The sequence below is a fragment of the Streptococcus pluranimalium genome, assembly GCF_002953735.1.
In the GTDB taxonomy this organism is placed as follows: Bacteria; Bacillota; Bacilli; order Lactobacillales; family Streptococcaceae; genus Streptococcus; species Streptococcus pluranimalium.
Genome location: NZ_CP025536.1, coordinates 2,056,876 through 2,065,522, shown reverse-complemented (window position 1 = coordinate 2,065,522; position 8,647 = coordinate 2,056,876). Strand labels below are relative to the sequence as shown.

Below are 8,647 nucleotides of genomic sequence, written 5' to 3'. Positions count from 1 at the left end.
TGTGGAAAATAAAAAGAAGCCTTACTAATAAAGGCTTCTTTTGTTTTTTTATTGTGTATAAGTGCTATTTTAAAATATTGAAACTAACAATCTATTTTAGCTTGTTGATAATTCTGTTGAATTCTTCTTCATTTGCGAAGCTAATCGATAGTTGTCCTTTTTTTTGCTGAAATCCTGAAATGCTAACTTCTAAACCAAGTGATTTTTGCAGTTCTTTTTCGAGATGATCTTGAAAAATGACTTTTTCTTTGGAAGAAGGCGAATGACGCTCTTGTTTTAATTTCTGTTCTAATTGATGTACACTTAATTGTTGACTAATAATATCATTTAGCCAGATGTCTTGCTCTTTTGTTGAGAGGTTTAGAATCAGTCGTGCATGGCCTGGCATAACCACCCCTTTTCGAATAGCATTTTGCCAAGTTTTAGAAAGTTGGAGTAAGCGCAATTGATTAGAAATATAGGGACGAGATTTTCCGACACTAATAGCTAATTCTTGGTGGGTGAGCTCTAATTTATCAAGTATATTTTGGTAAGCCTTAGCTTCTTCAATGGGATTCAAGTCAGCTCTTTGAAGATTTTCGATAAGAGCTTGCTTCATACTTTCTTGATAACTTTTATCGGTAATAACAGCTTTAATAGATTTTTTGCCAAGATATTGATGAGCTCTTAGACGCCTTTCTCCAGCAATTAGTTCGTATCCAATAATATCAGAAGGTCTAACGATAATAGGTTGGATCAGTCCATTATTTGCTATTGATTCAGCAAGTTCTTTAATCTCCTCTTCATTGAAATGGTGCCGAGGTTGGTTAGGATTTGTTGTAATATCACTGATTTGTATGTCTTTTAAAATATCTTCCATAGTATTATTATCCTAAGGTTATAAACTATTGAAAAAGCCCATTAGGGCTTTTCTTAGTTGTTTTCTAAATCTTGTGTTGACTTGCTTAATTTAATGTCAGTGGTTTGTTTATCTTTACCACGATAATAGGTGATTTTAATCGTATCGCCAATTTCGTGACCATAAAGAATACTTTGTAAATCACTGGTTGATGTTATTTCTTCACCATCAATTTCAGTGATGACGTCATATTGTTTCAGTTTACCTGAGGCAGGCATTTTATCTTGAACAGTGGCAACAACAATACCTCCAGTGAGCTTATTTGGAATATTAAGCTCTGAGATAGCACTTGTTGAGAGATCGCTAAGATTCGCCATAGAGATGCCTAGTGCTGGGCGAGTTACTTGTCCATTTTTTTCTAACTGATTGATAATTTTGATGACATCATTAGATGGGATAGCAAATCCCATGCCTTCTACGGCTTCGCGAGCAGTTGAGGTAGATGAGATTTTACTTGAATTGATACCAATAACTTGTCCTTCAATATTAATCAAAGCACCACCAGAGTTGCCAGGGTTGATGGCAGCATCTGTTTGGATAGCATTGGTTGAAATGGTTTCACCCTCCTCATTTTTAAGCGTTACTGTGCGGCTTAGACTTGACACAATTCCTTGTGTAACAGAGTTAGCATATTCACTTCCTAGAGGGCTACCCATTGCAATCGCTACTTCTCCAACGTTTAATTTATCAGAGTCTGCGAACTCCGCAACTGTAGATACTTTTTCATCAGAAATTTTGACAACAGCTAAATCGGAGTAAGTATCAGATCCAACAAGTTCTCCGACGACTTTTGTTCCATCAGCAAGCATAATTTCAATATTTTCAGCTCCATCAATAACGTGATTGTTAGTGACGATGTAAGCTGATCCACCTTCTTTTCGATAAATAACGCCAGAGCCTTCGCTGTAGACACTCAAATCATCTTCAGAACGCTTATCATTGTCTCCACCAAACATTTGACTATAAAGATCATTTAAAGAAGAATCGGTATTCTTTTGGTAGTTAATAACTGATACAACAGCATCTTGGACTTTTTTGGCTGCTTTAGTCGTGTTGGTAGTATTATTGTAAACCACATTGCTTGTTTTGGCTTTGGCTTGCGAATTATTCAAAGGAGTTGACAGGTTATTGGAAAAATAGAGCATGAGATAAGCTCCTGCCATGCCTGAGAGTATTGCTAATAGGATTATTAGAATTATCCTTTGAAATCCATGGTTATTTGATTTTTGTTTCAAATGAAATCGCCCCTATCTATTTTTAGATTACTAATTTGTTGTCTAAAATGATAATTTAAGTGTCTTAATTATATCTTAAAGATTTGAAAAAGAAAAGTATCCACAGGTTGTGGATAAGTTTTTAAAAGTTGTGGAAATCCTTTAAATAAAAAGCAAAGTCATAGTTTTATTGGGAAATTAGTATGTGGATAAGATGTTAAAAGTGTGTGTATATGTTATAATCAGATCATGAAAATCAAGATTATTTGTGTCGGAAAATTAAAAGAAAAATACTTAAAAGATGGCATTGCGGAGTATGTTAAGCGTATGGGACGTTTCACTAAATGTGAAATCATTGAATTACCTGATGAAAAAACGCCCGATCAAGCAAGTCCAGCGGAAAATAACAACATTTTAGCAAAAGAAGGCGATAAAATTTTAGCTAAAATTGGTGATAGAGACTATGTTATAGCTTTAGCAATTGAAGGAAAACAATCGTCATCGGAAGATTTTGCTAATCAGATGTCTAAACTTACTTTAGCTGGTAGTTCCACCATTACTTTTATCATTGGCGGTAGTCTAGGGCTAGATGCGCGTGTTAAAAAAAGAGCTAGTCACTTAATGAGCTTTGGTTTATTAACATTACCTCATCAACTAATGCGTCTAGTACTTGTTGAGCAGATTTATCGTGCTTTTATGATTCAGCAAGGCAGTCCCTATCATAAATAAGGGCTAGAAATAAAAAAGCAATCAGAATTTTCTTCTGATTGCTTATTTTTTGATCCCAGCAGGATTCGAACCTGCGACCGTTCGCTTAGAAGGCGAATGCTCTATCCAGCTGAGCTATGGGACCTTTATCAACCACATTAGTTTATCAAAAAATAATCTAATCTGCAATAGTAAAAAAAGTAAAAAAAGTAAAAAAAATTGAAAAAAGGGCTAGACAAAGAAATTTTATTTGCTATAATAATAAGAGTGTTAAAGATAACACCTATGGTCCGTTGGTCAAGGGGTTAAGACACCGCCTTTTCACGGCGGTAACACGGGTTCGAATCCCGTACGGACTATCTTAAGCTGAGTGTACTCAGCTTTTTATTTTTATTTTATAAAATAAAGAACAGGAGCTAGAACAAATTCTAGCTCCTGTTCTTTATTGTGATACTTTTTTATGTTTAGAAGAGATTAGCTTAGTTATTACGTTATAACAAATAAATAATCCTAGTCCTAATAGTGATAGTAGGTTGCCTTCTTTTAGACCTTGAGGCGTAAAGCTAAGCCTAATAGTTCCCCTACTTTTAGGAACGTCAACAGCCATTAATCCTTTTTGAATTCGCCGGATTTTTGCTCTTTTACCATTAACTGTTGCTTGCCATCCTTTATCAAAGGGTAAGGTGTAAACTACTGAAGAGTCACGCTTAGCATGATAAGTTGTTAAAACATTATTGGCTTCTGTCTTTGTATGCGTTTTTTGCTGCTTAAGGCTTTTTATAGCTTTTTGATAAGATAGTGTATCAAGACCATAAAAATTGGGAGAATCAAAACTAACAGTACTATTAGCAGGAAAAGTTAGGGTAATAGTAGCTGTTTGGGCATTTTCAAAATAACCAATGTTAAAGAAAGTATAAGCATTATCAGTTGTGAAGGTCTGTGAGTTATCCTTATGAGAAACAGTTACCTCTTTTTGATTACTATCTGAAATGTTAAGATTTGGAAGGCTAACATAGACTTGCTGGTGGGAAGGAATTGTGACTTGATAGCTTATCTTTGTTATATTAGATTGATCAGGTTTGAGATTAATAGTATTTGATAAAGTTGTCAATGACGTCAAGGGTTGCTTATTTAAGCGCTGAAAATAAGTTTCTGATAGACCGGATAATTGATTTAAAAAACTTGCTTGATTGTCAAGTGTATTTACAGTAAAGTTGACATTCCTGTAAATATCATTGGTAAGAATACCTAATGGTAAAGCGAAGGTATTTTTGTAAAGCGAAGTATCATTTGATGTTTTTTCTTTGGTAAAACCAAATTTTTGAGGATCCGATTGACTAAGATTATATTTCACAGCAAACAGGCTATCTGCAATGATAGTATTATTCTGGTAACGCAGATTGAGATTTGTACCATTTGATTGAAATCCTAGTCGATCAAGTAAACTACTAGATGATCGATTACGTATGGATGAAAATTGAGAGATGCCATTATAGTTAAACTTCATGCTATCATTTCCCGTTTGGGGGAGAAGACGCTCTGTTCGGTAGAAATCATTTTCTTTAGATTTTGAGTAATCGACAAGGGCAGAAATATCAGTCATATGCTTTTCGTAGCCTTCTCTCGTAGGAAATACCCACTCATCTCCTAAACTACTAACGACTAAGAAGGTATTCATAAAGATTTCAAAGAGTGTAAAGGTTAGTGTAAAGCTAAGTAAAAATCCTTTTGGCAATAGAGGATTGTTATTGTTAAGAAGTATTACCAGATAAGCGATTAGAAAAATGAAGGTTAGGATAAATTGAGAGGTTTCTAGAAAAGGATACTCTTTTTGAAAACTGGTTGTTGCTGATAATCCTAAAAATAAAATGATGACTATAAATAGGATATGCTTTGCGTGTAAAGATTTCCAATAACTAAGTGTTTCTGCAGCCATGAAGACAATTAGTAAGGATAGGAGCCAAGAGTAGCGGTGTAAAAACATATTTGGGGCATGCATGCCTTGCCATAGAAGATCCAGTGGTTCAAGATAAAATGAAAGAACAATAATTCCTAGAAGTAGACAATAAGCTAGGCGTACTTGCCATTTTATAGTAGGAAGGATTAAGAATAGAAGGCTTAAAATGAGAGGAAATAAGCCAACATAAATCATTGGGATAGAGCCAAATTTGGTTGTGTCATAAGCTCCAACAATATTTTTAGCAAATAGATCTAGATACCAGGCATCTTTTGATATCCATTGACTAAACGTTGAAAATTCTTCTCCATGAGTTGAAAGATCTAAATAGGTTGGTAGCAACATAATAGCACTGGATAAGGCTGAGAATACTGAGATAAGAGAAAAATCTAACGCTTGTTTCAGCAATGTTTTAAAAGAGAAGGACCTACTTTGTTGAACAAGAAAATAGAGGATTAGAAAGATAGACATCATAAATCCAAAATAATAATTTTGAATAAATAAGGTTGTCAGAGATAGGTAATAAATCCAAAATTGACGTTTTTTAAGGAGTAGGTGTAAGCCGAGTATGATAAGTGGGGCGATGATAAAGACATCCAACCAAGTATTAATTTCTAATTGGCTAATGGCGAAACTCATGAGCGCATAAGAAGTGGAAAGAGATAAGAGTAAAACTTTATTGACAATATTGTAAATTTTTCGTAAAGCTGTGAACATACTTAGCCCAGAAAAACCAAATTTTAGTAAGGTGAAGAGATAAACAGCATCAGGAATTGTTTCTAGAGAGAAAAAATAGTAGAAGGGTGATAAAAACGATCCTAAATAATAACTCATCAATGCATAGAAATTTAACCCTAAACCGCTAGTAAAGGTGTAAAAAATACTGTCAGACCCATGTAAGATATTTCTGAGATTTTGTGCAAAAATAACGTACTGATGAAAACCGTCACTAGCTAGAATGGTTCGATCACTTCCCCACCAAATCTCATTGGAGAGTAGTACAATAACCATGATGAAGATAGGAAATAAGAATGCTAGAAAATAGGGAAATGCTCTTTTAACTGTAAATGTAGAAGTCATAGATTAACCTTGTAAACTTTTTGTAAAGGATAGTAGAAAACTCAGTTGAAGAACAACTGAGTTTTGTGATTTAGTCTTTCCAAAGTTCTTGAACTTTTGCCTGAACTTCTTTATTGTCAAGGAATTCATCGTAGGTTTCATCGATACGGTCGATGACGCCATTTTTAGAAAGAACGATGATATGGTTAGCAAGTGTTTGAATAAATTCATGGTCATGGCTGGCAAAGATAATGGATTCTTTGAAAGCTTTAAGACCGTCGTTAAGACTTGAGATAGATTCCAAGTCCAAGTGATTGGTTGGATCGTCAAGTACTAAGACATTTGATTTTAGAAGCATGAGTTTTGACAACATCACGCGCACTTTTTCGCCCCCTGACAAGACGTTGACAGACTTGTTAACCTCATCACCAGAGAAGAGCATACGACCAAGGAAACCACGAAGGAAGGTATTGTCATCCTCCTCTTTTGCTGCAAATTGACGTAACCATTCAAGGATGGTCTCACCATTTTCAAAATCCTTGGTATTGTCTTTTGGTAGGTAAGATTGGCTGGTTGTCACGCCCCACTTAACAGTACCTTCATAAGGGATTTCGCCCATGATAGCACGGATAAGAGCAGTAGTTTGAATATCATTTTGACCGATAAGAGCCGTTTTATCACCTGGACGAAGGATAAAGCTGATATTGTCGAGAATTTTTTCACCATCGATGGTGACTGATAAGTTTTCAACGGTCAAGAGGTCATTTCCCATTTCACGTTCGGCTTTGAAACTGATGAATGGGTATTTACGACTTGATGGGACAATTTCTTCAAGTTCAATCTTATCAAGCATTTTCTTACGAGATGTCGCTTGCTTAGATTTTGAAGCATTGGCAGAGAAACGGGCAACGAATTCCTGCAACTGTTTAATTTTTTCTTCAGCTTTAGCATTGCGGTCTGCTTGAAGACGTGCAGCCAACTCAGATGATTCCTTCCAGAAATCATAGTTACCAACGAAGAGCTTAATTTTACCAAAATCAAGGTCAGCCATGTGTGTACATACTTTATTTAAGAAGTGACGGTCATGGGATACGACGATAACGGTATTTTCAAAATCAATCAAGAAATCTTCCAACCATGAGATAGATTGGATATCAAGACCATTGGTAGGCTCGTCTAGAAGAAGCACATCTGGTTTACCAAAAAGGGCTTTAGCAAGGAGAACTTTAACCTTATCACCATTTGCTAACTCACTCATATTTTGGTAGTGAAGATCTTCTGGGATATTAAGGTTTTGAAGGAGTTGAGAGGCTTCTGATTCAGCTTCCCAGCCACCAAGCTCTGCAAATTGGCCTTCTAACTCAGCGGCACGTACACCATCTTCATCAGAAAAGTCTTCTTTCATGTAGATAGCGTCTTTTTCTTTCATGATGTCGTAGAGTTCTTGGTTACCCATGATAACAACATCAATGGCGCGTTCTTCTTCATAGTCAAAGTGGTTCTGACGAAGGACAGATAGGCGCTCGTCTGGGCCAAGTGAAATATGGCCTGTAGATGGTTCAATATCACCAGCTAGAATTTTCAAAAATGTTGATTTCCCAGCACCATTGGCACCAATAAGTCCGTAAGTATTTCCTTCTGTAAATTTGATGTTAACATCATCAAAAAGTTTGCGATCACTAAAACGTAAAGATACGTCTGAAACTGTAAGCAATGTGATTACCTCATTTTATCTATAATATGCTACTCCATTTTACTTAAAAAATGCTTATTTATCAATCAATTACATTGGCATGAGAATATCGTCGTCAAAGCGTCCATGGCTTTTTTGAAGGCTAAATCCTCGTCCTAGAGCTTGCGAAGCAGGGGTAACAGTAATGAAGGCAGTTTCATCAATCTTTAGAATAGCTTCTTGTAATTTTGTGAATTCATAACCAGCGATCGTTGTCATTAACATGATTTGATTTGTGCCAGAATAGCCTCCTTTAACTGGAATTTCTGTTACACCACGATCTGCAGTAGTCGTAATATAGTGTTTGATTGGCTGATAATTTTGTGAAACGATAAAGACGGTTACCAGTGTTGTAACACCTGTTTGAATCGTATTAATAACATAACTGATAGTGATTAAACCAATAATGGAATACATGACAGTATCACTATCAAAGGCAACAAAACCAATGACTGTGACAATACCATCAATTAAAATAACACTTTTTCCAAGACTAATACGAGTATATTTTCCAAGTAATTGAACGATAACGCCTGTTCCTCCAGTTGATGAATCGCTCCAAAAAACGATACCTAAACCAGCTCCTACGATAAGACCACCAAATAATGTCGCAAGTATGGGTGTTTCAGTGATTGTCGGTAAAAATTGCGTTAGTTTAATGAAGATAGGAAGGATCCATGAACCATAAATGGTTTTTACAAAGATAGATTTTCCCAAGCAAAAATAGCAAATTAGTAGCAGTGGAATGTTTGATACCATCATAAATGTGGCAGTGTCCCAACCAAAAATTTCGTGTAAGCTGATAGCAAGTCCACTCATTCCACCAGTAACAATATTATTGGGAAAGAAAAAAGCATTAAAACCAACTGCAGTGACTAAGGAACCGATATTTAGCAATATAAAGTTTTTTATTTTTTTTGACACCTTGTTCTCCTGTCGTTTTTAATCATTATTTTGAGTCTATTTATATTATCTATTAGCTTGCATATCAAGTCAATATAGCTTTTTAAAAACTTGACATTTGGAAATGTTTTTTTTAGAATAAACCTATTCAGATAAGTAGTTAGGTTTAATCTTTT

Annotated in this window: 6 protein-coding genes, 2 tRNA genes and 1 other annotated feature (1 of these 9 cut by a window edge); of the genes, 2 read left to right on the top strand and 6 right to left on the bottom strand. The window is 35.3% G+C overall.

Annotation, left to right across the window (positions count from 1 at the left end):
- Window positions 1-91: 91 nt before the first annotated feature.
- Both C0J00_RS10415 and C0J00_RS10410 read right to left on the bottom strand, forming a co-directional pair.
- Window positions 92-859 (bottom strand): ParB/RepB/Spo0J family partition protein, encoded by a 768-nt coding sequence (locus C0J00_RS10415; protein ID WP_104968786.1) that lies wholly within the window; start codon window positions 857-859, stop codon window positions 92-94.
- Between the two features lie 53 nt (window positions 860-912).
- Entirely contained in the window at window positions 913-2,061 is a 1,149-nt protein-coding gene (locus tag C0J00_RS10410; protein ID WP_104968785.1) for a S1C family serine protease, read from the bottom strand.
- A gap of 300 nt (window positions 2,062-2,361) precedes the next feature.
- Between C0J00_RS10410 and rlmH the strand changes: the two genes are divergently transcribed.
- Window positions 2,362-2,841: a 23S rRNA (pseudouridine(1915)-N(3))-methyltransferase RlmH gene (gene rlmH, locus C0J00_RS10405; RefSeq protein ID WP_104968784.1), complete on the top strand. Its 480-nt coding sequence runs from the start codon at window positions 2,362-2,364 to the stop codon at window positions 2,839-2,841.
- Window positions 2,842-2,891: 50 nt separating this feature from the next.
- Here rlmH and C0J00_RS10400 read toward each other — a convergent pair.
- A tRNA-Arg gene (locus C0J00_RS10400) sits at window positions 2,892-2,965 on the bottom strand.
- Between the two features lie 142 nt (window positions 2,966-3,107).
- On the opposite strand from C0J00_RS10400, the gene C0J00_RS10395 reads away from it, so the two are divergent.
- Window positions 3,108-3,179, top strand: a tRNA-Glu gene (locus C0J00_RS10395).
- A gap of 83 nt (window positions 3,180-3,262) precedes the next feature.
- Here C0J00_RS10395 and C0J00_RS10390 read toward each other — a convergent pair.
- From C0J00_RS10390 to C0J00_RS10380, 3 genes are all read right to left on the bottom strand, one after another.
- Window positions 3,263-5,857, bottom strand: coding sequence for a YfhO family protein (locus C0J00_RS10390; protein ID WP_104968783.1), 2,595 nt, complete (start codon window positions 5,855-5,857; stop codon window positions 3,263-3,265).
- A 70-nt stretch (window positions 5,858-5,927) separates the two neighbouring features.
- Window positions 5,928-7,550 carry an ATP-binding cassette domain-containing protein gene (locus C0J00_RS10385; RefSeq protein ID WP_104968782.1) on the bottom strand — a complete coding sequence of 541 codons (1,623 nt, stop codon included), beginning with the start codon at window positions 7,548-7,550 and terminating at the stop codon, window positions 5,928-5,930.
- Window positions 7,551-7,619: 69 nt separating this feature from the next.
- Window positions 7,620-8,492, bottom strand: coding sequence for a YitT family protein (locus C0J00_RS10380; RefSeq protein ID WP_104968781.1), 873 nt, complete (start codon window positions 8,490-8,492; stop codon window positions 7,620-7,622).
- A gap of 113 nt (window positions 8,493-8,605) precedes the next feature.
- Window positions 8,606-8,647 (top strand) — a binding site (T-box leader) (it continues 167 nt past the right edge of the window).